Source organism: Anaerostipes sp. AF04-45, assembly GCF_003461725.1.
Classification (GTDB): domain Bacteria; phylum Bacillota; class Clostridia; order Lachnospirales; family Lachnospiraceae; genus Anaerostipes; species Anaerostipes caccae.
In genome coordinates this window covers 58,081-82,237 of the sequence record NZ_QTXQ01000002.1, presented here as the reverse complement: position 1 = coordinate 82,237, position 24,157 = coordinate 58,081, and the positions used below count along the sequence as shown (strand labels likewise).

The window sequence follows — 24,157 nt, the reverse complement described above, 5'->3', positions numbered from 1 at the left end:
TCGTAATGCTAAGGTGCTTTTTCCATTTTTAAATTTGTGCTATATTATACAGAAAGCAAAAGAAGAACAGACAGTATAGAAGAGGGTGCAGTGCGATGTTAAAAGAACAGCAGGCAATGCTGGAACTGGTTTTTAATTTAGTAAGAGGAAACACAGAACATATAAGCAAAGTAGATTTTATTCCGCAGAAGCCGTCATTTTACAGTCTGCCCGAGTCAGGACAGAAGCTGCCCAGGTCGATGCCTGAGGAGCAGGGGATCGATTCGGATCAGGTCAGGGGATTGATGGAAGACCTCTTGAGTCTTTCTAAAGTGGATATTCATCAGGTGATGATATTAAGACATGGATATGTAATCGGGGAATGTCATTACGCGCCGTATCCGGAAAATCTCTGGCATATTACCCATTCCCTGTGCAAGAGCATCACCGGAATGGCGATTGGCATGCTGATCGAAGAAGGCGGGTTAAGGCTTGATGATAAGATTCTGGGGATCTTCGACAAAAGTGTATTTTCTATCAGAGGATTTCAGCAGAGGAATCTTACAGTGGAACATCTTCTGACCATGACCAGCCGGGTGGCATTCAACGAAAAAGGTGCCGTGGCATGTAATGACTGGGTACAGGGCTTTCTGGATTCGCCGGTAAACGGCCCGGCGGGCTTGGAATTTGAATATAACAGTATGAACACCTATATGCTGTCCGCTATTGTGACGGAAATAACCGGACAATCTCTGATGGAGTATTTGAAGCCCAGGCTGTTTGAACCCCTCGGCATAACCAGGATCTTTTGGGAGAGCTGTCCCAAAGGCATCACGAAAGGAGGATGGGGGTTATTTCTCTGTCCGGAAGATGCGGCAAAGATCGGACAGCTTTGTCTTCAGAAAGGAGTATGGAATGGGCGGCAGCTTATACCACGGAGATGGATTGATGAGGCGTCCACATGTCATGTGGAAACCCCGAAGCAGTTCGGGGAGTATGGCTACGGCTATCAAATGTGGATGGCAGGCCGTCCGGGGAGCTATGCCTTTAACGGCATGCTGGGACAGAATGTCATGGTATATCCTGATTTGGATATGGTCATTGTCACCAATGCGGGAAGCAATGAACTATTCCACACATCCCTGCTCCTAGACACAGTGGCCAAATATTTTGAAGGCGGGTTCACTCCCGGGGAAAAGTTAAAGAAAAACCGGCGGGCTTATGATAAACTCTTAAAATTTCAGAATAGGACAGGACTCTATGATACCAGATTTCCGGCGGTCTCTTATCGCGGGCTGAAAAAAATTCTCTGGAACGGAAGTGAATCCTATAAGAGAAGAAAACTGATTCTTGGAGTTAAAGGCAGGTTTTTTAAGCTGAAAAAGCAGCATGTAGGACTTTTCCCATTGATCATGCAGGTGTTTCACAACAACTATACGGACGGAATCAGCGAGGCAGGTTTTTTTACAAAAGACCGTAAATTTTATTTTTGTTTCCGGGAAGGAGAAAAACCTTATTGTCTGGAAGTGGGGTGGAAGGAAGCCAGGATCACGGAGATGGATATGCACGGAGAGTCTTATTTGGTAGCAGTAAAAGGACAGGCAGCTTTTGATGAGGACGGATATACCGTGCTGAAACTGAAAATTTCCTTTATCGAGGAGGCGTCGTCTCGTCTGCTTAAAATCCGCTTTATCGGTGAAAACATAGAAATGCTGTGGAATGAGTGTCCGGGAAAAGACCTTCTTATGACCGGACTTGATTCCGTAATGACCGGTGGGACCAGCAGTTTTCTCTTAGACAGTCTGATGGAAAAGGACACAATCGGTCTGATGGATCTTCTGATGGATCAGACGGTCTGCCCTAAAGTTTTGGGAGAAGAAGACCATGAGGCAGGGGAGAGATTCCTTAGAGAGGTTCCAATTTCTTTTACTTTATAGTATGATAAAACATAATGTGTAATTTTTAAGAGGGAAAGAATCAGACTGACTGATAAAGAAGGAGTAAGATTTATGGAGTTTAAATTAGACGTGCATTCTCACACGATTGCCAGCGGACATGCATTTGGAACCGTCAGCGAGATGGCGGCTGCTGCAGCGGAGAGCGGTTTTGAACTGTTTGGGATCACGGAACATGCCAAAGGGATTCCGGGAACCTGTACAGACATTTATTTTAAAAACTTAAGAGTACTGCCGAGGCAGCTGTACGGCATCGAGATGATGTTTGGGTCAGAAATCAATATTATCGATTATAACGGAAGACTCAGCCTTGATAATGAATTGATGGAGGAATTTTTAGATATCAGAATTGCGGGAATCCATGAACTTTGTTATAAAATAGGAGATGAGGAACAGAATACTGCCGCATACTTAGGAGCTATGAAGCATCCTCTGGTGGATATCATAAGCCATCCCGACGACGGCAGGATTCCGATCAATTATGAAGCACTGGTTTTGGGTGCAAAAGAGACAAAAACACTGTTAGAGGTCAACAACAGTTCCCTTTGCCCCGAAAGCTTCCGGGTCAATGCCAGAGAAAACTATTTTATGATGCTGGATCTGTGCAGGAAGCATAATGTTCCTGTGATTGTCAACAGCGATGCGCATACTCCATATGCGGTAGGTGACCTGAATGAAGCAAAAGCCCTGCTTTCAGAAGTTGATTTTCCGGAAGAACTGGTGGTGAACCGCTCTGTTAAGGCGTTTAAAGAAGCTCTGAGCAATAAAAGAAACTAAGAAAAAAACCCCGCGTAAATTTTTTTGCGCAGGGTTTTTTATTCCATAAGAAAGTTCGTCCCATGGAATAAAAACGCTCTGCGGGTTGTACACAGATGCGTAAGGAAATCATTTGACAACTTTGTTCTTAGAAAAGTATTAATGCCAGAATGACCGTGATGATACCGGAAATCCCTATGGAGATGCCGCTCATGGCTCCTTCGATTTCACCCAGTTCCACTGCTTTGGAAGTTCCGACGGCATGGCTGCATGTTCCGATGGAGACACCGGCGGCAGCAGGATCTTTGACTTTAAACATTTTGATCAGCAGAGGGCTGATCACGGCTCCTAGAATTCCGGTGATAACAACTGCAGCCACCGTGATGGACGGAATGCCGGAAAGCTGACTGCTGATTTCTATGGCGATCGGGGTTGTGACGGATTTTGGAATCAGGGAGGCCGTCAGATGTTCATTGAAACCAAAGAGACGGCAGAGGACACAGACACTCAACATAGATGTCACAGAACCTACAAAACAGCTCACGAGGATTGGCAGCCAATGCTTCTTCAGCAGATCAAATTCCCGATAGATGGAGAGAGCTAATGATGCGGTGGCCGGAGCCAGGAACATGGAGATGACAGCGCCTCCGCTGTTATAATCCTCAAGAGGTATGGAAAATATCTTCAAAAACAAAATGATGAATGCAATTGAGAGCAGAAGAGGATTCAGCGCAGAAACTTTTGTTTTTCTCTGCAGGATACGGAATCCTTCATAGACACAGAGAGAAAGCGCGATTGGAAACATTGGATTAGCAGTTAGTTCTTTCATAGTCATTTCCTTTCTTTTGCAGGGCGAAGATGAGCCTCATAGATAACGAAGTAGTAAAAAATGTGAGGACGGTTGTGACCAGGCAGATCAGGAGAAACGGTATGATCCGGCCCTGTAACAGCTGGTATTTTTCCATAATGCCGATTCCGGCGGGGAGAAAGAAAAAGGCCATATGATGGAGAAGGAAATCGCAGATATCCTGGATCTGATGCTCTTTTACAATTTTTGAGAGCAGAAGGAGCAGGAGCAGGAACATGCTCATGATACTTCCCGGAAACGCAAACGGAAGCAGCTTAGCCAGCCCTTCCCCGGCCAGACAGACGAAGAAAAGGAAGCTCATTTGTAATAAGTGTCTCATGTTATTTATCCTTTCTAAGTAAGTAATATACGATATCTTTGCAGTACTGAAAGAGGTCACCGGGGTTGGAGCAGAAAGTCTCATCCGGACAAAACCTGGTATAACAGTTTTCCGGAACCGGCTTTAAAACTGCAGACCGGTCTACAAAGGCGGCCATGGATACAGGGATTACAATGTCTTCCAGAGGAAGATAACGGTAATCCTTTATATTTTTATGGTAGTGCTTCAGCTGGCCGTGTATCAGGGGACATTGAAGGTTTGCTTCTGCCCCGGAGATCTCAAGCCGATGTCCTGATTTCTTAAAAGAAAGTGGCACCGGAGTATTGAAAGGGAGAGAAAGGCGGACAGAAAAAGTATGTTCCGACAGGCTGTGTTCTTCCACTGAAAAATGGCCGCCGGCCAAAGGCTCAAAGATCAGCAGGGACTGGATCCGGGAAAGAGATAAGATGTCCTCTTTATTATGCTGCAAAATCACAGATTTTAATTCCGGATCCTTTGTTTTTATGTAGTCCTGATAAATTTTGATCAGCTGCCGTCCCGATATGCGGTCCGTTCTTTGAATCCCCAGGAATTCTTCCACTGATTTTTGTTTGAGATTTTTTAATGGGAGGAGGTGCCTGAAAGAACGGAGATTTTTATAAAGATCAATGCAGCGTTTGCCCTCTAAGGAATATGGAAGACCAAACTCCTCACACTTTTTTTTCAAAAAGAGAAGATCAAAGGTCCCACCGTTATAAGTGACAATGACGTCATAAGAATCCGCACAGCTTAAAAATGAGGCGAGGATTTGTTTTTGTTCCAATCCGGATTCATTAAACCACTGCCTGGGCTCCCGGCCTTTCTCACAGCATCCGATGACGGAGAGGGCAGAAGTTTCCGGTGAAAGTCCCGTAGTCTCGATATCCAGATATAAAAGCTTTTCTTTTGTTTCCATCGTCTCGTCTCCTTTCCAAAACTGCTGTTCTTCATTATAGTTCCTGTATGAATTTTTTTCAATCCCTAACCACAGGTGTGAGATTTATGTTATAATGACTTCAAAACGTCGCAAGGAGGATATGGAGTGATTTCATATATTAAGGGCATTTTAGTTTCCATGACGCCTGGGGGAGCGGTGGTAGAGAATAACGGCATAGGATATGATATCATGATGCCGGCCGGACAGGAGTTTCCGGGAGGCATCGGACAGGAAGTCAGGATCTATACCCACATGCATGTGAGGGAAGACGATATAAGCCTTTTTGGATTCCGGACAAAGGAGGAGCTGGAAGCGTTTGAACTTCTGATCGGAGTCAGCGGCATCGGTCCTAAGGTGGGACTTTCCGTTTTGTCGACCCTGTCTGTCTATGAATTAAAGATTGCGGTAATGAGCGATGATTCCAAGACGATTTCAAAGACTCCGGGGCTTGGACCGAAGGGAGCCAAGAAACTGATTCTGGAGCTCAGAGACAAACTGGACTTTGAAGAATTTGAGCAGGCTGAGCCGATGGACTTTGCAGGAGATTTACCGGCAGAAGATTCTGTGGCTGTTACGGCACAGGGGCTTGTAAGCCTTGGCTACTCCAGGTCTGAAGCGATGATGGCCATTAAGAAAGTAGAAAATGCAGCAGAGTACAGCCCTGAGCAGTTACTGAAAAAGGCGCTGACAAAGCTGATATAGAGGAACATTATGTTAGATAGAATGATTTCCACGGAACTGGTGGAAGAAGACATTACAATAGAAAATAATCTAAGACCTCAGAACCTGGACGATTACATCGGACAGGAAAAGGTAAAGCAGAATCTGAGAATTTTCATCGAGGCGGCAAAGAGCAGAGGCGAGTCCCTGGACCATGTTCTTCTTTACGGACCGCCGGGACTTGGAAAGACTACGCTGGCTGGCATCGTCGCCAATGAGATGGAAGTACACTTAAAGGTCACAAGCGGACCTGCCATTGAAAAGCCCGGGGAAATAGCCGCGCTGCTTAACAATCTCCAGGAAGGGGACGTGCTGTTTATCGACGAGATCCACCGGCTGAACCGTCAGGTGGAAGAAGTGTTGTACCCTGCCATGGAAGATTTTGCTATTGATATCCTGGTGGGGAAAGGACAGGCCGCCAGGTCTATCCGGCTGGAACTTCCGAAATTTACTTTAGTGGGTGCCACGACCAGGGCAGGGATGCTGACGGCTCCGTTAAGAGACCGTTTTGGTGTCGTCAACCGGCTGAATTTTTATGAGACAGAGGAACTCATGACCATTGTCATTAATTCAGCGGCGGTGCTAGGCATTCCGATTGAAGAAGAAGGAGCGAGGGAGATTGCCAGAAGATCCAGGGGGACACCGAGGCTGGCCAACCGCCTTTTAAAGAGGGTCAGAGATTTCGCGGAAGTAAAGTACGATGGAGTCATTACAAAAGAAGTGGCGATGTCTGCCTTAAACCATTTGGAGGTAGATACCCTGGGACTCGACCAGATTGACCGGACTCTGCTCAAGACGATGATCGAGGTCTTTCACGGCAGTCCGGTAGGACTCGACACACTGGCTGCAGCCGTAGGTGAAGATTCCGGAACCATCGAGGATGTCTATGAGCCGTATTTGATTCAAAACGGACTGATCCAGAGGACGCCGAGAGGACGAATTGTCACCGGCGCTGCCTATCAGCATTTTGGACTGCCAATCCCGGAATAGGAGGGCTTACTTATGAAAAAAAACGTCGTAGAAGTAGTCATAGACGGAAAGTTATATTATCTTGGCGGAGAAGAACCAGAAGAGTTTATGCACCAGATCGCATCTTATCTGAATGCAAAGATCCGCGACCTGAAAGCTTCGGAGCATTATCTGAAACTGCCGCCGGACATGCAGAGTTTTCATCTGGCACTGAGTGTGGCCGATGAATATATGTGCATGAAAAATACACTGGAGAAAAGCCGGGAAGACATGGAATTACAGGATACGGAATTGTACCGTATGAAAAATGAACTGGTAGAACTCCAGATCAAGAATGAATCACTGGAAAAACAGCTGACAGAGTACCGGGAAAGGATTCGGGTACTGGAAGAGGCATCAGTTGCAAAAAAGGAACGGTAATCATATGAAGTCAACAGAAGTACTGGCCCCCGCAGGTTCTCCCGAGAGCCTGAAGGCTGCCGTCTTAAACGGAGCGGACGCCGTCTATCTGGGCGGGAGCTGCTATGGGGCGAGAGCTTATGCAGATAATTTTGATCAGAAACAGCTGTTGTGGGCTATAGATTATGCTCATCTTTTTGGACGGAAGGTTTATCTGGCAGTCAATACCCTGATGAAGCAGGAGGAGATTTCGGGACTTGCAGGGTTTTTAGAACCTTATTATGAGAGGGGGCTAGACGGGGTCATTGTTCAGGACTTAGGAGCCTTGAGTGTAATCCGCCGCTGCTTTCCCGGCATGGAGATTCACGCCAGCACGCAGATGACCGTGACCGGCATCCATGGGGCGAGATTGGTAAAAGAGCTTGGAGGAAGCAGAGTCGTCCCTGCCAGAGAGCTTTCGCTTACAGAAATTCAAAAGATAAAAAAAGATACAGGGCTGGATATGGAGTGTTTTGTCCATGGAGCCCTTTGTTATTGTTATTCCGGACAATGCCTGATGAGCAGCATGCTGGGAGGCAGGAGCGGCAACCGGGGACGCTGTGCCGGAACCTGCCGTCTGCCCTTTGATTTGTATGAGAACGGCACAAAGTTAAACCAAAGAGGACAGAATTACCTGCTCAGTCCAAAGGATCTCTGCACAATCAGGGAACTGCCTGAACTGATCGGACACGGCGTAGATTCACTGAAGATCGAGGGCAGGATGAAACAGCCGGAGTACGTGGGAACTGTCACGAGGATTTACAGAAAATATGTGGATCTGTATGAAAGCGGACAGCTGTATCAGGTAGATGAAGAAGATGAGAAGGAACTGCTGGAACTATTTAACCGGGGCGGATTTACGTCCGGCTACTATAAAAAGCATAACGGCAGGGATATGATGTCGCTATACAGGCCGAATCATCAGGGGATTTTCGTTGGGAAAGTCCAGTCTGTTCAGGGCCGGCATATTATGTTTCAGGCAGCAGAGGATCTGGGAAAAGGAGATGTGCTGGAGATTTCTCTGGAAAGAGGAGAAAAGGTGGAGCTTACCAGCCCGGATATCTGGAAAAAGGGGGACAAAGTCTGCTTAAACGGACAGAAGCTGAAACATTTGAAACCGGGCATGCGTATCTTCCGGACGAAGAACCAGTCCTTAAAGGACAGGGCGGCAGAGAGTCTGAAAAAGAAATCGAAAGAAAATATTAAGGGAAAAATTATAATTTCTCCTGGAAAGTGTGCTAAACTTTTGATAACTTCAGGAGAACTGGAAGTGGAGGTCCCGGGTGCCTTGGCAGAACCGGCCAGGAAACGTCCCCTCTCCAAAGAGGATATCATAAAGCATATAACCAAAACCGGAGAGAGTGATTTTATCTTTACAGAGCTTGAGGCAGAAATCCATGGAGATATCTTTCTCCCGGTAGCGGCATTGAAGCAGCTGAGAAGAGATGCCTTTGAAAAACTTACAGAGGAGATCCTGAAAAAAAGCCGCAGGAAACCAGCCGCATATTTAATTCCTGATTTGCAGGTAAAACCAGAGATACATGGAATTGAAACTCCCGCTTTAACCGTTTCACTGGAAGACCGGTCGCTGCTTCCTGAAGTCCTCACATGGGACAGAGCAGAGAAGATCTATCTGTCTCTTTATGAAGCGGCGGAGGAACCGGAGATTTTATCACGGTGCAGAAGGGCAGGAAAGCAGGTCACGGTTATGCTGCCTCAGATTGTGAGGGAACCGGAGCTTCGGTTCTTGGAACAGTCCTGGGAGCTGCTGTCCGGTCCGGATGTGGATGAAATCTGCGTCCGCAGTTTAGAGGAACTCATATGGCTCAGAGAAAAGCAATGCAGGAAGAATGTACTGGCCGATTATATGGTCTATTGTTACAACCGGGAGGCATACCGGACGCTGAAACAGATATATGGACAGGATATCCGCATGACAATGCCCGCGGAACTGAATTTTGACGAACTGAGGGACCTGTCGTATACAGATGCAGATTTTCTGTTTTACGGACATCTGCCCCTCATGGTTTCGGCGCAGTGCCAGAGAAAAAACAGCACAGGCTGTGACCGGAAGAACTCCTGGATGACATTAAAAGACCGGTATGGAAAAGATTTTTATGTCAAAAATCAATGTAAAGGATGTTTTAATGAAATCTACAACGGAGAGCCTCTGTGGCTTGGATCTGAGATCCGAAAAGTTCGCAGGCTGGCCCCGGGGAATCTGCGCCTTCATTTCACGAAAGAGACAAGAGAGGAAGCTTCTGCAGTCTACAGGGCTTCCTGTGAAATACTTGAGGGAAAGCCGGCAGAGCTTCCATTCCCGAATTTTACAAAAGGACACTTTAAGAGAGGAATATTATAGGTGGTAATATGATTCAAATCATTGCAGTGGCTGCAAAATACCTGATACTGATCATGTGTCTGGTCTATACATTTTCTTGTTTTACCATGTTCCGGCCGAAAAATAAAAAACGGCAGGAGGCACTGCTTGACAATCAGGTCATTTATATGTTTATATTTTTGTTTCTGTGCAATCTGGTCTTGTTTTTAAAGACACTGGAACTGAAAGTTCTGATATTTTTTGCGGCACAGATCGTATTTTTTGAAATCGTCATGATCTTATATCCGAAAATTTATAAGAGGTCATCCAGGCTTCTGATCAACAATATGTGTTTTCTTTTGGGAACCGGATTTGTGATTCTCACAAGGCTTTCTTTTGAACTGGCCATGAAGCAGTTTGCCATTGTAGCCATCGGAGTGCTTGTCACAGGACTGATTCCCCTGATGATGCACAAACTGTCGTTCTGGAGTAAGCTGGGATGGGTCTATGCCATCGGCGGCTTTGCGCTGCTTTCCTCCGTATTTGTTTTCGGGGTCATGAAAAATGGTGCTTATAACTGGGTCCAGTTCGGAAGCCTGGCATTCCAGCCGTCTGAATTTGTCAAGATCATCTTTGTGTTTTTTGCTGCGGCTATGCTAAGCAAGGCAAAAGAATTTAGGGATCTGGTAAAGATCACGGTGATCGCAGGTCTCTATGTCCTGGTTCTTGTGGTGGAAAAGGATCTGGGAGGAGCGCTCCTCTATTTTATGATTTATCTGATGATGCTGTACGTTGCGACTGCCAAGCCGAGTTATCTTCTGGGCGGATTGGGGGCAGGAGCCTTTGCGGCAGTGATCGCCTATCATTTATTCTCTCATGTACAGGTCCGGGTAGCTGTCTGGCAGGACCCGTTTTCCATGATCGAGGGGAGAGGCGCACAGGTATGCCAGTCTCTGTTTGCCATCGGCACCGGCGGCTGGTTTGGGATGGGCCTTACCCAGGGAAGGCCGTTTGATATCCCGGTCCGGGAATCAGATTTTATTTTTTCCGTGATCAGTGAGGAATTCGGTGTGATCTTCGGGATCTGTCTGATCTTCGTACTGATCAGCTGTTTTATCTTGTTTATGGACATTTCCACCAGAAGCCGTACACTGTTCAACAAGCTGCTTTGTCTTGGCTTTGGTGTTTGTTTTATTTTTCAGGTGTTTTTAAGTATCGGCGGAGTGACCAAGTTCATACCGTCCACAGGTGTTACCATCCCTCTTGTAAGCTACGGGGGAACATCGGTGCTGAGTACTTTGATTATTTTAAGTGTCATTCAGGGACTGCACATGTTAGCAAATAGTGAGGAAGAAGAAAATGAGCTTATTCAAACGCAGAAAGAAAGCGGAAACGGAGATACCAAAGAAATCTCCCTCTCCAAAAACAGAACGAAGCGCGGGAAGAAAGAAAAAGCACGCCAATAGACAGATCCTTCAGATTACATATATCTTTGTGGGACTGTTTCTTGTGCTGATCGGTTATATCATACATTTTGTCGTCAGAGACAGTCAGAATGTAATCACCGATTCCCATAATTTAAGACTTCAGGAATTAGAGAAATATGTGGTGAGAGGAAAAATCATCAGTGCAAACGGAAAAGTCCTGGCCCAGACCGTCAGCGATGGAGACAGCGAGACAAGGGATTATCCGTATGGACGGATGTTCGCCCATGTGGTAGGGTACAACGCCAAAGGAAAATCCGGCCTGGAATCCAAATGTAATTTTGATCTGCTGAAATCCAATGCAAATCTTTTATCCCAGATCGAGAGTAATCTGAAAGGGGAAAAGAGCATCGGGGATAATGTTTACACTACGCTTGATACAAGGGTACAAAAGGCAGCGTATGATGCGCTGAGCGGAGAAAAAGGAGCGGTGGTGGCCATGGACCCGGAAACCGGAAAAGTGATCGCCATGGTTTCAAAACCGGATTTCCGTCCGGCTCTGGTAAAGGAAAACTGGAAAGAACTGAATACGGATGAAGATGCACTTTTGATCAACAGGGCCACACAGGGGCTGTATCCTCCGGGGTCTACCTTTAAGGTGATCACTGCCCTGGAGTTTATGAGAGAACACAAAGATTATAAAAACTTTACCTATCACTGTACCGGATCTACGACCATCAACAATGTAAAAATCCGCTGCTATGGGGGAACCGCCCATGGAACTGTGGATCTGGAAGGAGCAGTGGAAAAATCGTGCAATACCGCTTTTGTCCATATGGCTTCCCAGCTGAATAAAGGTAAATTTGCTTCCCTCGCAGAGGATATGATGTTTAACTCCAGAATTCCGATTAACCTGGCAGCGGTATCCAGCCGGTTTACATTTGACGGAAGTTCCAAAGACAGTCAGGTTCCCCAGATCGCAATAGGACAGGGAAGTACACTGATTACGCCGCTTCAGAATGCGGCAGTCATGAGTACCATCGCCAATGACGGAGTCATGATGGAGCCCTATCTTGTGGACAAGGTGAAAAATATAAACGGAGGGGTGATCAAAGAGACGAAGGCGAAAGAGACCGCCAGCCCGCTCAGCGCCGAAGAGTGTAAAAAACTCAGAAAAATGCTCAGGAAAGTTGTGACAAACGGAACGGGTACATCAGCCTACTCTTCAAGATATAAAGTTTATGGAAAAACCGGCTCTGCCGAGTATAACGATGATAAGGATTCCCACGCATGGTTTATCGGCTGTGCGGAGCATAACGGCAGAAAGATCGTCGTAAGCGTGATCGTGGAAGGCGGCGGATCCGGAGGCCGCGTGGCAGCTCCGATTGCAAAAAATGTCTTTGACGCTTATTTCAGGTAAGGAATGGGAAAGCAAAATCCAATGTTGAAATGCATATCCATTAACGTTATAATAATTTCTAGAGAGACCCAAAATAGCGTTGAGGCAGGATGATTGGAGGCCGCGATGACAGAGGCAACAAGCTGTGGAGGTGTCGTAATTTACAGAGGGAAGATATTGCTGTTGTACAAAAGTTATAAGAACAGATATGACGGCTGGGTACTTCCGAAAGGTACAGTTGAAAAAGGGGAAACGCACGAACAAACCGCTTTGCGTGAAGTAAAAGAAGAGACAGATGCCAATGCCCGAATTATCAAATATGTCGGAAAGAGCGAGTATTCCTTTTACTCTTTCCATGAGCAGATCGTAAAAAGCGTTCACTGGTATTTGATGGAGGCAGAAGGGTATCATTCAAAACCGCAGAAAGAAGAGTTTTTCGTTGACTCTGGGTACTACAAATTTCACGAAGCCTACCACTTGTTAAAGTTCCCGAATGAAAAAGAGATTTTAAAGGAAGCATACGAAGAATACAAAAAGCTAAAATCCAAAAATCAATGGGGAATCAGGCAAAGAAGATGAAAAAAGAATTGTAGATGGGTAAATCCATTTACAGTTCTTTTTTTTGTAATAAATCGGCTTGTTCCTTATTAAACTGTAACATAAGAGGTGAAAGGTTTATTTTATGAAAAAAGCAGCAATTTTTATTCTTTCGTTACTGTTATGCATTTCATCCGGAACCATGGTGTGTGCCACAGAACCGGAAACATTGCTTACAGTGGCTCAGGACGGAGAAGGGCTTGACTTGACTGCAAAATCTGCAGTTGTGATGGAGGCGGGGAGCGGCACCATACTGTATCAAAAGGACAAAGACATGAAACTGCCTCCGGCCAGTGTGACAAAAGTCATGTCTCTTCTTTTGATCTTTGAAGAACTGGACAAAGGAAATCTTAAGTATTCAGATAAAGTGACAGTCAGCGAGCACGCGGCTTCGATGGGAGGGTCCCAGGTGTTCTTAGAACCTGGAGAAAGCCAGACGGTGGACACGATGCTTAAATGTATCGTGATCTCCAGTGCCAACGATGCGGTTGTATCCATGGCGGAACATATCGCGGGAAGCGAGGGCGCTTTTGTAAAGCGGATGAATGAAAAGGCGAAGCAGCTTGGCATGAAAAATACCACATTTAAAAACAGCTGCGGACTGGATATCAAAGGACATGAGACTTCAGCCTATGATATTGCCCTGATGTCAAGAGAACTGACGACAAAACACCCGGATATTTTTAAATATACAAAAATATGGATGGACAAATTTACCCATGAGACGAAAAAGGGAACGAAGGAATTCGGTCTGAGCAATACAAATAAACTGTTAAAGCAGTATAACGGATGTACCGGCCTGAAGACAGGAAGCACCAGCACCGCAAAGTTCTGTCTGAGTGCCACGGCTACGAGAAACGGGGTCAGTCTGATTGCTGTTGTCATGGCCAGCGACGATTCCAAGACAAGGGTGAAAGATGCCAGTGCTTTGCTGGACTATGGATTTTCTCACTGCCAGGTCATGGAGGACCACACGAAAGCAAAGGATATCGGAAAGATTGCGGTGACAAAAGGAAAGAAAGAGACCGTCTCCTATCAAGAGGATATTCCTGCGAAGATTGTCCTGGTGAAGGGCAGTAAAAATGATGTGAAGAAGCAGATCCGTATCGGCCAGGTGAAAGCCCCTGTGAAAAAGGGTCAGGTATTGGGATATATTATATATAAAAGAGGAGATGAAGTCCTTCTGAAAAAACCGGTAAAAGCCACAGAGAGCGTAGAGAAAATGAACTTCCTTACCAGTCTGACACGATTGGCTGAGCGATATTTTTAAGTGAAAGTTAACAAAAATAGTAGATTATCATTTCTTGATAAGTTATAATAAAATACCTCAGATATAAACATTCTATAAACAAATCTGAATAATATATAAAGTATAATTTCCGTTTATTTCATAAATAAGACACTTCTTTTCATCGGCATGGAAAAAGACAGAATTAAATTTCTTCAGCATTGACTTTATAATGAAATCATCAAGTAAACAAGTCACATGTTAGGAGGATTATTTATGAGCGAATCATGGTTGGGCCTTGAAGGCAAGACAGTCATCGTAACCGGCGGGGCATCCGGAATCGGGAAAGCAGTTGCCCAGGAATTTTTAAATGTCGGGTGCAATGTAGTTGTTTCTGACATGGCGCCGGAAGCGCCGGAGTTTGACACTGCAGCCGGCAGGTTCCATTACGTGAAGACCGACGTGACCAGTGCAGAAGATGTGGATGCCATGGTAAAAGAAGTGGTGGACACATTCGGAACCGTAGATGTACTGGTGAACAACGCAGGGATCAATATTCCGAGACTCCTGGTAGACCCGAAAGAGCCGAAAGGACAGTATGAACTGGACGAAGCAGTCTGGGATAAAGTGTGCGGCGTCAACTTAAAGGGAGTGTTCTTCTGTGCACAGGCAGTGGGCAGAATCCTTGTGGAAAAAGGAGAAGGGGTCATCATCAACATGTCTTCAGAGAGCGGACTGGAAGGCTCCGAGGGACAGAGCGTGTACGCGGCGACAAAGAACGCAGTGAATTCCCTGACCAGAAGCTGGGCAAAAGAATTAGGGAAACAGGGAGTGCGCGTAGTAGGCGTGGCACCGGGCATCATGGAAGCGACAGGATTAAGAACGTTAGCGTATGAATCAGCGCTGGCTTACACAAGAGGGATCACAGTGGATGATTTAAGAGCGGGTTACAGCAAGACATCCACAACACCGCTCGGAAGATCCGGAAAGCTCTCCGAAGTGGCAGATATGTGTGTCTATCTGGCAAGCCAGAGATCTTCTTATGTACATGGTGTGACCATCAATGTAGCCGGCGGAAAAACAAGAGGTTAGGCTCCATACGGAGAAAAGGTGGTATTAGGTAAGCTTATGAAACTTTTTAATGATGAAAACAGAATGGCTGCTCTGTTGAGGAACGTGGAGGTACAGGATTCCTCCGACGTAGAACGCATTGCGGCGAAGCTCAGCGTTTCCACAAAGACTGTGCGGAACGATGTAAAAGAGCTGAACTGCCTGATGGGCGGATATGCAGTCATCAGCAATAAAAAAGGACAGTATAAGCTTATTGTATTCGATCAGAAGGGTTATGAGGAGATTCGAGATAAGATCTACGAACAGGAAGAATATTTTAATTCCCCTCAGACAAGGATGGCGTATATTTTCTGGCAGCTGATGGATGCCAAAAAGCCGTATCTGATCGATGACCTGTCGGAGGAGATGAAGGTAGGGAGAACGACAACCGTCGGAGATTTAAATCGTATCCGGGAACAGATAAAAAAGTATGATCTGACAGTGGAAGGAAAGGCAAACACAGGGCTCTCCCTTTGCGGGGAAGAGATTAAGATCCGCCTGTTTCTTCTGGAAAATGTCTATGAGCAGATTTATCTCAACTATCCGCTGGGCAGCCGGTTAAGGCAGCTTTTGTATGATATGCAGACAGAATATTCTCTGGATGCCTTGGGATTCGGACAATTTTTCAGGGCATTTGTAGTCATGATCGACCGCCTTGGGAACGGACATACGATTGAATCTCTGGACCACAGGTATCTGGAGCTTTATGACAGCAAAGTATACGAGATTGCGGACGAATTTGCGGACAAAGTGGAAGAGGCTGTTCCGTTCAAAATACCAAAACCAGAGAGGATCTTCCTCTGTCTGCCTATTGCAGGGATGAGGACTCCTGTTAATACGGAAGGGATAGAGAACTATATCCAGATTTCAGAAGAGGCGGCAGATCTGATTATTGAGATTTTAGACCGCATCCGGGATGAGATCGGTGTTACAGTGATCGTAAATGAACTGTTTGATGATTTTGTCTATCATGTATTTTTTATGATCAACCGGCTGAAATATGGATTTCATATCCGGAATGCTTTGGTGGAAGAAGTAAAAGATGAATACTCCGTTGCCTACACGATGGCCGGCATAGCCAAAGATGTCATCGAAACGAGGACCGGAGTCGAGGTGACGAAGGACGAGCTGGGGTTTCTGGCAATGTATTTCGGCGTGTTTCTTTTAGAACAGGCGCCGGAACAGAAGCAGTACAGAATTGCCATTGTATGCGGCTCAGGAAAGATCATCGGAAGACTGATCGCCAGCCAGCTGAAAAATATTTTTGAGGTGGAACCGGCTATCGATTATTATTTTAATGGAGATTTTGAGGCGGAAAAAGAAGATTCCTACGACTTGATTATTACGACAACAAATTTAAAGACAAAAGGGCCGACACCGATTATTGATATTGATGAGGTGTTCGACAAGAATCTGCTGAAAAGTAAAGTAGAAAGTGTAAAAAACATGGCGGAGATGGGAATACCGATTCGCCGGGGAATTGATTCAGTGTTCCTGAACATGCTGGACGAGGAACGGTTCTTTGTGCTTAGGCCGGAACTTGGCTATGAAGAGAATGTGGACATGATGACCGAAGAACTGTATAAACAGGGACTTGTGGACGAAGGCTTTGAGGAGAGAATCCGCATTCGGGAACAGGAATCGACAATGATATTTGAAAAAAATATTGCTTTTCCTCATACGACGAATAAACTGCAGAAGCTGACCCTTGCCTTCGGTGTATTTCCGGAAGAAGAGAAGGCAAAGGGAGAGGACGAAGTTCAGCTGGTGTTTTTGCTGGCCATCCCGGAAGAAATGAAAAATGATTCCGTGCTGATTCAGCTCTATGACAACATGCTGGCGATCGCCCATGAGCCAGACGTGGTGAAGAAGCTTCGGCAGATGAAGAGTTACAGGGAATTACTTCTGTATTTTGTGGAAGAGAACAATATTTTTAAATAAGGTTAAGGAGGATGCGTATGTCATACTATTTATTGATTGCAGGAGCGCTGCTGACGGCATTTATACTGCAGTTTCTGTTTTCAATGGTTCAGATGAAGGGCTTTAACGTCCACTACGGAAGAATGAGAAAAATCGGAAGAGTGGCAATCGGAAAAAGCAAAGGCGGTTTTCATGCCGGAGCTATGGTGATGTTTGCAATTGATAAACGTGGCATGATCAAAGAAGGATGTTTCATGCGGGGATTTACAATCTTTGCACGATTTAAGAAGTTTGATGATTTCAACGGAAAGAATGTGGGACTGATTACGAAAGAAGACTGCAAAGGCATGGAATATTCTTTGAGACGATCCGTTTTGAATGCAGCCTCCAACTACAACACGATCATGGACGGAGGCGAAGTAGTGGAGACGCCGGGACTCTTGACGAGAATTGCGGACATGCTTCTCGGCAAATCCAGAAAAGCCTGCAAATAGGAAGGAGAAATATATATGAACGTTATTGTAAAATTTGCGTCAGGATTTATGGGATTATTTGACACTGGTGCCCAGACTTTTATCGGATGGGTGTCAGGAATTGTACCGAAAGTATTACTGTTACTTATTTTAATGAACACCATCATCGCATTGGTTGGACAGGACAGGATCAACAAATTTGCGAAGGTGTGCTCTAAAAATGTTATTTTGGCTTATGGGGTGCTGCCATTTATCGCGGCATTCATGTTAGGTAACCCAATGGCGCTTTCTATGGGTAAATTCCTGCCGGAACGCCAGAAACCAAGCTACTATGCATCAGCAGCTTATCACTGCCACACAAACAGCGGTATTTTCCCGCATATCAACCCGGGTGAAATCTTCATCTACATGGGAATTGCAGCTGGAATCCAGAAACTCGGCTTAAACGAAACAGACCTTGCACTTCGTTATCTGTTAGTCGGTCTTGTCATGAACTTCTTTGCCGGATGGGTAACTGACTTTACGACAAAGATCGTTATGAAACAGCAGGGAATCGAACTGAGCAACGAGATTAAGTTAGAGGATCAATAAAGAGAGAAAAGGAGGATTCATCATGGCAGAATACAGAGCAATTAAAATTGAAAAAGGAAGCGGCGGATTCGGCGGACCTTTAACCGTAAAACCGGAAGAAGGAAAAGACGTTTTATTATTCATCACCGGAGGAGGAGCAGAACCTGATATCGTTCAGAAGATCGTAGACCTCACCGGATGCCGTGCGGTAAACGGATTTAAGACAACTGTACCGGAAAAGGAAATTTTCCTAGTCATCATCGACTGTGGAGGAACTCTTCGCTGCGGTATCTATCCTCAGAAAAGAATTCCTACCATCAATGTAAACCCGGTCGGAAAATCCGGACCGATGGCGAAGTACATCACAGAAGACATCTATGTATCCGGTGTCGGCATGAACCAGATCAGCGCAGCAGACGGATCTGCGGCTCCGATCAGATCAGAGGCGCCTAAGACAGAAGAAAGAGAATTCAAATACAGTGCAGACAAGAAAGTTTCCGAGCAGATGGGCGGAAACGGCGGAAAGAAATCCAGCTTCATCCAGAAGATTGGTATGGGCGCAGGGAAAGTCGTAGCGACATTCAACGCGGCTGCGAAAGAATCCGTCAACACCGTATTACATACGATTCTCCCGTTCATGGGATTCGTGTCACTGCTGATCGGTATTATCCAGGGCTCCGGTTTCGGAAACTGGTTTGCACAGATGTTAAAACCACTCTGCGGAAATATCGTGGGACTTGTGATCTTAGGACTGATCTGTTCTATCCCGTTCCTGTCCTGTCTGTTAGGGCCTGGAGCCGTTATCGCTCAGATCATCGGTACTCTGATCGGTGTGGAAATCGGAAAAGGAAACATTGCTCCAGGACTTGCACTGCCGGCATTGTTTGCCATCAACACACAGTGTGCCTGTGACTTTATTCCGGTAGGTCTGGGACTTGCAGAAGCAGATCCGGAAACAGTTGAAGTCGGTGTGCCTTCTGTGCTATACTCAAGGTTCATCATAGGTGTGCCGCGTGTGCTTGTAGCATTCGTAGCAAGTATCGGATTATACAAATAATTCAGTTTTAGCAGGAAAGGAAGAAGAACATGATTTATCAGACAACAATCAAAGGAATGGGAGATCAGGTAGAAGCATTTGTCGGAGAGGGGATCTTCGTAACATTTGGGGACAACGCTCCGGATACTTTAAAAGATTTCTGCTACTCTGTAGAAGTGACTCCGGTTCAGGGAGAGATCAAGCCGGGCAGTAAGCTTGTGATCGACGGACAGGAATACAAGATTACCATGGTTGGAGATGTTGCCAGAGAAAACCTGAACAACTTAGGCCACGTAACATACTCATTCAACGGAAGCGGGGAATGCCTTCCGGGAAGCATCTGTGTAGAAAAAACAGATGTGCCGACATTAAAAGTGGGAAGCACAATTTCTATCACAGAATAAATATTATGTTTCATAACAATGGACAATGGGGGACGGAAGCCCGTATGCGGCATCCGTCCCTCTTGTTTTTTTTCAAATTATTTAGTAAAATAGGGAAAGGTGTACCCGGACTGTCAAGAAAGGTACGGGAATGGCCTTTAAAAGAAACAGGACTTCCAAATACCGGGAAAGTGAGAGAGTATGTTGTTTATAATTTTAACTGCAGCTGTAATATTGGGGGCGGCTGTATGTTTTGCGAGTATGAATGAAAATCAAAACTTGTCGTTGGAAGAATATACGGTTGTTTCTGCAAAACTGCCGGAGGAATTTGACGGCTTTAAAATCGTGTTCCTGACAGACCTCCACTGCAATGAATTTGATTACCAGAATAAGGCGCTGATCGACATGATCGACGGCTGCAGTCCCGATGCCGTTTTTGTGGGCGGGGATATGCTTGTGAGCAGGGTGGACTCGTCTTATGAAGTCGCGCTGGATTTGATGAGAGAACTCTCCCGGAGATACCGTATCTATTATGCGGACGGGAACCATGAAATGAGGCTCAAGAGAAATGAGGAAGTCTATGGAGTGGCCTATAAAGAATACGTTCACCAGCTCAAAGAATGCGGAGTCGTTCATCTGTCCAACGAGAGTATCATGGTCGACAGCGGTATTTCTGCCATCTGTCTGACGGCTTATGATATGGAAGAAAAACAGTACCGCAAGTTTCATCCTGCTCCGCCTTCGCTGGAGGAGATGTCGGATGCGCTCGGAGATGCAGATCCGGAATTTTTTCAGGTACTTCTGGCCCACAATCCAAATTATTTCAGGCAGTATTCCAAGTGGGGGTGTGATTTGGTCTTATCCGGGCATTTCCATGGAGGAATGGTCAGACTTCCGAAGATCGGCGGTGTGATATCGCCTCAGTTTCAGCTGTTTCCGAAGTATGATGCGGGAGAATATCAGATCGGTACATCGATCATGATCTTGAGCCGCGGTTTGGGAAATCATTCAATTAAGATCAGGCTGTTAAACAGGCCTGAGGTATCGTGTATTACATTAAAGAAAAAGTAGGACATTTTAATATGGCAGCGATTGATATAAAATTAAATGTTTTTGAGGGACCCTTGGATCTTTTGCTCCATCTGATTGAGAAAAATAAGGTGGATATCTATGACATTCCTATCTCTGAGATCACGGAACAGTATCTTGCCTATATCCGTGAGATGGAGGAGGAAGATCTGGATGTGATGAGTGATTTTCTTGTGATGGCGGCGACACTGCTCAGGATCAAAGCCAAAATGCTTCTTCCGGCCAAAGAAGATGATGAGGAAGAAGGCGATCCGAGGGAGGAATTGGTTTTAAGGCTTCTGGAGTACAAAATATACAAGTACGCGTCCAAAGAACTGAAAGCCAGAGAGTACGAGGCGGAGAAGATCTTTTTTAAAGAAAGGGCCGTGCCGGAAGAGGTGCTCAGATACCGCCGTCCGGTTGACGTCCGGGAGATCACAAGGGATGTCACCATGGAGGATCTGAACAGGATTTTCCAATTTGTCATGCGCAAGAGGGAAGATAAGATCGATCCCATCAGGAGCAAGTTTGGAGAGATCAAACAGGAGGAAGTCCGGCTGGAAGATAAGATGGAAGAAGTGGAATATCTGATCTCTTCCAGGAGACGCATGTCATTCAGACAGCTGCTGGAAGGACAGATGACCAAAGAAAAAGTCGTGGTCACATTTCTTTCAGTTTTGGAACTGATGAAGGTTGGAAAGATACGGGCTGTCCAGGAAAAGATCGGACAGGAAATTATAATAGAGGTGTTGGAGAGGCATGAGACAGAAACAGGCAGTGATTGAGGCAATTTTATTTTCCATGGGAGAGAGCGTCTCGAAGAAACAGCTGATGGCGGCTCTGGATATCCCGGAGGATTTATTTTTTTACTTAATTGATCAGCTGAAAAGAAAATACAACAGAAAAGACAGCGGAATCCGGCTTCTTGAGCTGGACGGTTCTTACCAGCTGTGCACCAGGCCGGAATACTATGATCAATTAATTAAAATTGTAAACCAGCCGAAAAAACCGAAGCTTACCGATGTCATGATGGAGACTTTATCGATCATCGCATATAAGCAGCCGGTGACAAAACAAGAGATAGAAGCCATCCGAGGGGTCAAATGCGACCATCCGGTCAATAAGTTATTAGAGTACAACTTAATCCGGGAGGCCGGGCGTTTAGACGCCGTCGGACGACCGATATTATTCAGAACGACGGAAGAATTCTTGCGCTGTTTTGGAGTGGGATCCATAAAAGAGCTTCCTGAAATTGAACAGGATAAGGTAGAGGACTTTAAACAAGAAGCTCAGGAGGAAGTAAAATATGCATTAGAGGAACTGGAACAAAATTAAGGGAGGACAGCATATGGGAAAAATTACAGGAAACCAGCTTTTGGTAAAGGCATTGAAAGAAGAAGGCGTAGATACCGTCTTTGGGTATCCGGGGGCCTGCGTCATCGATATTTTTGATGAGTTATACAAAGATGACACGATCGACGTGATCCTTCCGAGACACGAACAGGGACTGATCCATGCGGCAGACGGGTATGCAAGGTCTACCGGTAAAGTGGGGGTCTGTCTTGCGACCAGCGGGCCGGGGGCGACAAACCTGGTGACGGGAATCGCTACGGCGAATTATGACAGTGTACCGCTTGTGTGCTTCACCGGGCAGGTGGCGCTTCCGCTGATCGGAAATGATACGTTCCAGGAAGTTGATATTGTGGGCGTGACAAGAAATGTCGCCAAATTTGTGATCGTTGTAAGGGACAGGGCAGATCTGGGACGTATTATCAAAGAAGCCTTTTACATTGCAAGGACCGGGAAACCGGGGCCGGTGCTGATCGATCTGCCAAAAGACGTGATGGGCACCTTCGGCAGCGAGGAGTATCCGGACAGCGTAAATATCAGAGGATACAAACCGAACACAAAAGTACATCACGGACAGGTGATGAGAGCCATGAAAGCTCTTCACAAGTCTAAAAAACCACTATTTTTGATCGGCGGAGGAACAAAGATTGCCGGAGCCCACAAAGAGATGACAAAGCTTGCGGAAATATTGAAGGTACCTGTGGTGTCTACGATTATGGGACGCGGAGTACTGCCAACGGACCATCCGCTCTACTTTGGCAACATCGGCATGCACGGAAACTTTGCGGCAAATGAAGCTATTGCAAACTGTGATGTCCTGTTTTCCATCGGGACGAGATTTAATGACCGGATCACGGGAAAACTTGGTACGTTTGCGTCCAAGGCAAAGATCATACATATTGATATCGACACGGCGGCCATTTCTAAAAATGTAACCGTGGATATTCCGATCGTTGCAGATGCAAAGGAAGCGATTTTAGATATTCTAGAATTGGCACAAAAAGAACCGGCTCTGAATGTGGGGCGCTGGATCTCCATGATGGAGAGCTGGCAGAAATCCCATCCGATCAAGATGGAGGATGCCGAGGGAAATCTGACTCCTCAGATGATCATAGAGGCCATCAACCAAGATTTTAAAGAACCGATCGTTGTCACAGACGTAGGGCAGAATCAGATGTGGGCGACACAGTATGTAGAACTCCATGGAAACCGCCAGCTGCTGACATCAGGAGGGCTGGGTACGATGGGATACGGATTCCCGGCGGCTTTGGGTGCATGTATCGGAAATCCCGGAAGGGAAGTCGTATGCATCAGCGGAGACGGCGGAGCCCAGATGAACATCCAGGAAATGGCGACAGCAGTTGTGCAGGAACTTCCTGTGGTATTCTGTATTTTCAACAACGGATATCTGGGCATGGTGAGACAATGGCAGGATCTCTTCTATAATAGAAGGTTCGCAAGCACATGTCTGAAATATAGAAAGAGCTGCAAAGGCAACTGTACGCCGGAGAACCATCCGTGCCCTCCGTATACACCGGATTTCGTGAAACTTGCGGAGAGCTATGGAGCTCAGGGTATCCGTGTGACCAGGCCGGAAGAGATTGATGCGGCATTTGAGAAGGCAAAAGAAAAGACTGACGGACCGACATTGATCGAATTCATTATTGACAGCGAGCAGCTGGTATTCCCGATGATGAAGACAGGCGGTTCCATCAACGAAATGATTATGGATCGATAGGAGGTTTTTCTATGGAAAAAAGATGGTTATCCTTATATGTTGAAAACCGTGTGGGAGTGCTGGCGAGGATTGCGGGTCTGTTCTCAGGAAAATCCTACAATCTGCAGAGTCTCACGGTGGGAACGACAGAAGATGAGACGGTGTCCAGAATGACGATAAGCGTAGAAAGCGATGACGCCACCTTTGAGCAGATCAAAAAGCAGCTGAACCGCAGCGTGGAAGTGATCAAAGTTATGGATTACACAAACATGTCGATCCGCATGAAAGAGATCATGTTTATCAAGGTGAAAGGCTGCACCCAGAAGGACAGAAATGAAGTGTTCCAGATGGCACAGGTTTTCAAATTCCGTGTGAAGGATATGGGGAAAGACAGTATTTTGATCGAATCTGTGCGGACAGAAGCAAAGAACAATTCGATATTAAAAGTTTTTAAGAAGAGATTTTCCAGCATTGAGGTTGTGCGGGGCGGAAGCGTCGCGATCGATTCTATCAGTATGCAGGACAGATAAGAAGACATTTTCTACATGATTTCCGTTCGGCTCTTAGAATGCCTCACTCCAATCATGCAGAAAATGGATATAA

General features: G+C 45.8%; 24 protein-coding genes. 21 read left to right on the top strand and 3 right to left on the bottom strand.

From position 1 onward, the window contains the following. Positions 1 to 95 precede the first annotated feature (95 nt). Positions 96 to 1,916: a serine hydrolase domain-containing protein gene (locus DWV34_RS03270; protein ID WP_118475475.1), complete on the top strand. Its 1,821-nt coding sequence runs from the start codon at positions 96 to 98 to the stop codon at positions 1,914 to 1,916. Between the two features lie 72 nt (positions 1,917 to 1,988). Beyond that, the gene (locus DWV34_RS03265; protein ID WP_118475473.1) at positions 1,989 to 2,711 is read left to right on the top strand and encodes a phosphatase; all 723 of its coding nucleotides are present in this window, start codon (positions 1,989 to 1,991) and stop codon (positions 2,709 to 2,711) included. Between the two features lie 127 nt (positions 2,712 to 2,838). Here DWV34_RS03265 and DWV34_RS03260 read toward each other — a convergent pair whose 3' ends face one another. The 3 genes from DWV34_RS03260 to DWV34_RS03250 are packed head-to-tail and all read right to left on the bottom strand — an operon-like array spanning position 2,839 to position 4,811. Then, the gene (locus DWV34_RS03260; protein ID WP_006565794.1) at positions 2,839 to 3,519 is read right to left on the bottom strand and encodes an LrgB family protein; all 681 of its coding nucleotides are present in this window, start codon (positions 3,517 to 3,519) and stop codon (positions 2,839 to 2,841) included. Beyond that, positions 3,500 to 3,877 (bottom strand): CidA/LrgA family protein, encoded by a 378-nt coding sequence (locus DWV34_RS03255; RefSeq protein ID WP_022261014.1) that lies wholly within the window; start codon positions 3,875 to 3,877, stop codon positions 3,500 to 3,502. The genes DWV34_RS03260 and DWV34_RS03255 overlap by 20 nt, the downstream gene beginning before the upstream one ends. 1 nt (position 3,878) lies before the next feature. After that, complete coding sequence (locus tag DWV34_RS03250; RefSeq protein ID WP_022261015.1) at positions 3,879 to 4,811, bottom strand: ribonuclease H-like domain-containing protein; 933 nt, start codon at positions 4,809 to 4,811, stop codon at positions 3,879 to 3,881. 126 nt (positions 4,812 to 4,937) lie between these two features. Between DWV34_RS03250 and ruvA the strand changes: the two genes are divergently transcribed. The 19 genes from ruvA to ilvN all read left to right on the top strand — a co-directional run bounded on the left by ruvA (position 4,938) and on the right by ilvN (position 24,084). Then, positions 4,938 to 5,534, top strand: coding sequence for a Holliday junction branch migration protein RuvA (ruvA, locus tag DWV34_RS03245; RefSeq protein WP_009290538.1), 597 nt, complete (start codon positions 4,938 to 4,940; stop codon positions 5,532 to 5,534). Between the two features lie 9 nt (positions 5,535 to 5,543). Continuing rightward, positions 5,544 to 6,542 carry a Holliday junction branch migration DNA helicase RuvB gene (ruvB, locus tag DWV34_RS03240; RefSeq protein WP_006565790.1) on the top strand — a complete coding sequence of 333 codons (999 nt, stop codon included), beginning with the start codon at positions 5,544 to 5,546 and terminating at the stop codon, positions 6,540 to 6,542. Between the two features lie 12 nt (positions 6,543 to 6,554). Further along, the gene (locus tag DWV34_RS03235) at positions 6,555 to 6,941 is read left to right on the top strand and encodes a cell division protein ZapA (RefSeq protein WP_006565789.1); all 387 of its coding nucleotides are present in this window, start codon (positions 6,555 to 6,557) and stop codon (positions 6,939 to 6,941) included. A gap of 4 nt (positions 6,942 to 6,945) precedes the next feature. Continuing rightward, positions 6,946 to 9,321, top strand: coding sequence for a U32 family peptidase (locus tag DWV34_RS03230; protein WP_022261016.1), 2,376 nt, complete (start codon positions 6,946 to 6,948; stop codon positions 9,319 to 9,321). Positions 9,322 to 9,329: 8 nt separating this feature from the next. Continuing rightward, a complete protein-coding gene (locus DWV34_RS03225; protein ID WP_006565787.1) occupies positions 9,330 to 10,745 on the top strand; it encodes an FtsW/RodA/SpoVE family cell cycle protein in 1,416 nt (471 codons plus the stop codon). Further along, positions 10,639 to 12,123, top strand: coding sequence for a peptidoglycan D,D-transpeptidase FtsI family protein (locus DWV34_RS03220; RefSeq protein WP_225103692.1), 1,485 nt, complete (start codon positions 10,639 to 10,641; stop codon positions 12,121 to 12,123). The genes DWV34_RS03225 and DWV34_RS03220 overlap by 107 nt, the downstream gene beginning before the upstream one ends. Positions 12,124 to 12,228: 105 nt before the next feature. Further along, positions 12,229 to 12,681, top strand: a complete 453-nt coding sequence (locus tag DWV34_RS03215) for an NUDIX hydrolase (protein WP_006565785.1) — start codon at positions 12,229 to 12,231, stop codon at positions 12,679 to 12,681. Positions 12,682 to 12,784: 103 nt separating this feature from the next. Continuing rightward, positions 12,785 to 13,969, top strand: coding sequence for a D-alanyl-D-alanine carboxypeptidase family protein (locus DWV34_RS03210; protein ID WP_006565784.1), 1,185 nt, complete (start codon positions 12,785 to 12,787; stop codon positions 13,967 to 13,969). 234 nt (positions 13,970 to 14,203) lie between these two features. After that, positions 14,204 to 15,019, top strand: coding sequence for an SDR family oxidoreductase (locus DWV34_RS03205; protein ID WP_009290544.1), 816 nt, complete (start codon positions 14,204 to 14,206; stop codon positions 15,017 to 15,019). A 36-nt stretch (positions 15,020 to 15,055) separates the two neighbouring features. Then, on the top strand, positions 15,056 to 16,978 hold the full coding sequence (locus tag DWV34_RS03200; RefSeq protein WP_006565782.1) for a BglG family transcription antiterminator: 1,923 nt from the start codon (positions 15,056 to 15,058) through the stop codon (positions 16,976 to 16,978). Positions 16,979 to 16,995: 17 nt separating this feature from the next. Then, positions 16,996 to 17,451 (top strand): transcriptional regulator GutM, encoded by a 456-nt coding sequence (locus tag DWV34_RS03195; protein ID WP_009290546.1) that lies wholly within the window; start codon positions 16,996 to 16,998, stop codon positions 17,449 to 17,451. Positions 17,452 to 17,466: 15 nt separating this feature from the next. Next, complete coding sequence (srlA, locus tag DWV34_RS03190) at positions 17,467 to 18,021, top strand: PTS glucitol/sorbitol transporter subunit IIC (RefSeq protein WP_009290547.1); 555 nt, start codon at positions 17,467 to 17,469, stop codon at positions 18,019 to 18,021. 22 nt (positions 18,022 to 18,043) lie between these two features. Beyond that, positions 18,044 to 19,057 carry a PTS glucitol/sorbitol transporter subunit IIB gene (srlE, locus tag DWV34_RS03185; RefSeq protein ID WP_006565779.1) on the top strand — a complete coding sequence of 338 codons (1,014 nt, stop codon included), beginning with the start codon at positions 18,044 to 18,046 and terminating at the stop codon, positions 19,055 to 19,057. Positions 19,058 to 19,086: 29 nt separating this feature from the next. Further along, a complete protein-coding gene (locus DWV34_RS03180; RefSeq protein WP_006565778.1) occupies positions 19,087 to 19,440 on the top strand; it encodes a PTS glucitol/sorbitol transporter subunit IIA in 354 nt (117 codons plus the stop codon). A gap of 180 nt (positions 19,441 to 19,620) precedes the next feature. Continuing rightward, on the top strand, positions 19,621 to 20,490 hold the full coding sequence (locus DWV34_RS03175) for a metallophosphoesterase (protein WP_118475471.1): 870 nt from the start codon (positions 19,621 to 19,623) through the stop codon (positions 20,488 to 20,490). Positions 20,491 to 20,501: 11 nt separating this feature from the next. Continuing rightward, positions 20,502 to 21,272 (top strand): segregation and condensation protein A, encoded by a 771-nt coding sequence (locus DWV34_RS03170; RefSeq protein ID WP_009290548.1) that lies wholly within the window; start codon positions 20,502 to 20,504, stop codon positions 21,270 to 21,272. Further along, positions 21,247 to 21,822: an SMC-Scp complex subunit ScpB gene (gene scpB, locus DWV34_RS03165; protein ID WP_006565774.1), complete on the top strand. Its 576-nt coding sequence runs from the start codon at positions 21,247 to 21,249 to the stop codon at positions 21,820 to 21,822. The genes DWV34_RS03170 and scpB overlap by 26 nt, the downstream gene beginning before the upstream one ends. Positions 21,823 to 21,835: 13 nt before the next feature. Further along, the gene (gene ilvB, locus DWV34_RS03160) at positions 21,836 to 23,575 is read left to right on the top strand and encodes a biosynthetic-type acetolactate synthase large subunit (RefSeq protein WP_009290550.1); all 1,740 of its coding nucleotides are present in this window, start codon (positions 21,836 to 21,838) and stop codon (positions 23,573 to 23,575) included. A gap of 11 nt (positions 23,576 to 23,586) precedes the next feature. Further along, positions 23,587 to 24,084, top strand: coding sequence for an acetolactate synthase small subunit (gene ilvN, locus DWV34_RS03155; RefSeq protein WP_006565772.1), 498 nt, complete (start codon positions 23,587 to 23,589; stop codon positions 24,082 to 24,084). Positions 24,085 to 24,157 lie beyond the last annotated feature (73 nt).

Excerpts from the sequence above, each read along its gene's own strand:
- srlA (WP_009290547.1), top strand. The coding sequence starts at position 17,467 with ATGAACGTTATTGTAAAATTTGCGTCAGGATTTATGGGATTATTTGAC.
- ilvN (WP_006565772.1), top strand. The coding sequence starts at position 23,587 with ATGGAAAAAAGATGGTTATCCTTATATGTTGAAAACCGTGTGGGAGTG.
- DWV34_RS03170 (WP_009290548.1), top strand. The coding sequence starts at position 20,502 with ATGGCAGCGATTGATATAAAATTAAATGTTTTTGAGGGACCCTTGGAT.
- DWV34_RS03175 (WP_118475471.1), top strand. The coding sequence starts at position 19,621 with ATGTTGTTTATAATTTTAACTGCAGCTGTAATATTGGGGGCGGCTGTA.
- srlE (WP_006565779.1), top strand. The coding sequence starts at position 18,044 with ATGGCAGAATACAGAGCAATTAAAATTGAAAAAGGAAGCGGCGGATTC.
- ilvB (WP_009290550.1), top strand. The coding sequence starts at position 21,836 with ATGGGAAAAATTACAGGAAACCAGCTTTTGGTAAAGGCATTGAAAGAA.
- DWV34_RS03200 (WP_006565782.1), top strand. The coding sequence starts at position 15,056 with ATGAAACTTTTTAATGATGAAAACAGAATGGCTGCTCTGTTGAGGAAC.
- DWV34_RS03260 (WP_006565794.1), bottom strand. The coding sequence starts at position 3,519 with ATGAAAGAACTAACTGCTAATCCAATGTTTCCAATCGCGCTTTCTCTC.
- DWV34_RS03235 (WP_006565789.1), top strand. The coding sequence starts at position 6,555 with ATGAAAAAAAACGTCGTAGAAGTAGTCATAGACGGAAAGTTATATTAT.
- DWV34_RS03250 (WP_022261015.1), bottom strand. The coding sequence starts at position 4,811 with ATGGAAACAAAAGAAAAGCTTTTATATCTGGATATCGAGACTACGGGA.
- DWV34_RS03215 (WP_006565785.1), top strand. The coding sequence starts at position 12,229 with ATGACAGAGGCAACAAGCTGTGGAGGTGTCGTAATTTACAGAGGGAAG.
- DWV34_RS03255 (WP_022261014.1), bottom strand. The coding sequence starts at position 3,877 with ATGAGACACTTATTACAAATGAGCTTCCTTTTCTTCGTCTGTCTGGCC.
- DWV34_RS03180 (WP_006565778.1), top strand. The coding sequence starts at position 19,087 with ATGATTTATCAGACAACAATCAAAGGAATGGGAGATCAGGTAGAAGCA.
- DWV34_RS03225 (WP_006565787.1), top strand. The coding sequence starts at position 9,330 with ATGATTCAAATCATTGCAGTGGCTGCAAAATACCTGATACTGATCATG.
- DWV34_RS03210 (WP_006565784.1), top strand. The coding sequence starts at position 12,785 with ATGAAAAAAGCAGCAATTTTTATTCTTTCGTTACTGTTATGCATTTCA.
- DWV34_RS03220 (WP_225103692.1), top strand. The coding sequence starts at position 10,639 with ATGAGCTTATTCAAACGCAGAAAGAAAGCGGAAACGGAGATACCAAAG.
- scpB (WP_006565774.1), top strand. The coding sequence starts at position 21,247 with ATGAGACAGAAACAGGCAGTGATTGAGGCAATTTTATTTTCCATGGGA.
- DWV34_RS03205 (WP_009290544.1), top strand. The coding sequence starts at position 14,204 with ATGAGCGAATCATGGTTGGGCCTTGAAGGCAAGACAGTCATCGTAACC.
- DWV34_RS03270 (WP_118475475.1), top strand. The coding sequence starts at position 96 with ATGTTAAAAGAACAGCAGGCAATGCTGGAACTGGTTTTTAATTTAGTA.
- DWV34_RS03265 (WP_118475473.1), top strand. The coding sequence starts at position 1,989 with ATGGAGTTTAAATTAGACGTGCATTCTCACACGATTGCCAGCGGACAT.
- DWV34_RS03230 (WP_022261016.1), top strand. The coding sequence starts at position 6,946 with ATGAAGTCAACAGAAGTACTGGCCCCCGCAGGTTCTCCCGAGAGCCTG.
- DWV34_RS03195 (WP_009290546.1), top strand. The coding sequence starts at position 16,996 with ATGTCATACTATTTATTGATTGCAGGAGCGCTGCTGACGGCATTTATA.
- ruvB (WP_006565790.1), top strand. The coding sequence starts at position 5,544 with ATGTTAGATAGAATGATTTCCACGGAACTGGTGGAAGAAGACATTACA.